At 66.8% G+C, this 223-nt stretch carries 1 protein-coding gene; it reads left to right on the top strand.

What is annotated here, in order from left to right:
- Positions 1 to 223, top strand: a 223-nt coding sequence (locus ACGF49_RS25445) for a hypothetical protein (RefSeq protein ID WP_387493635.1), incomplete at both ends; no start/stop codon positions are given.

Below are 223 nucleotides of genomic sequence, written 5' to 3'. Positions count from 1 at the left end.
CGCATCCCCCAGGCGGGCCGGGGCCTGGCCTTCGGTGGCGACGGTACTCTGGCCAAAAAAACCCATCACGCCATGGGTGAGGCTTTCGCCGATATCATTGCCTATCTGCGCGCCCAGTTTCCCGGCGGCCACCCCGGCGACCAGCGGGAGGGCGGCGGAGGCGCCGCCTACCGCAACGGTATACGTTATCGCCGCCGCCAGCGAATGACGCTGAAAATCCTCA

The organism is Photorhabdus sp. RM96S (assembly GCF_042879335.1).
Lineage (GTDB): Bacteria > Pseudomonadota > Gammaproteobacteria > Enterobacterales > Enterobacteriaceae > Photorhabdus > Photorhabdus kayaii.
This window is presented reverse-complemented; position numbering and strand designations above follow the sequence as displayed.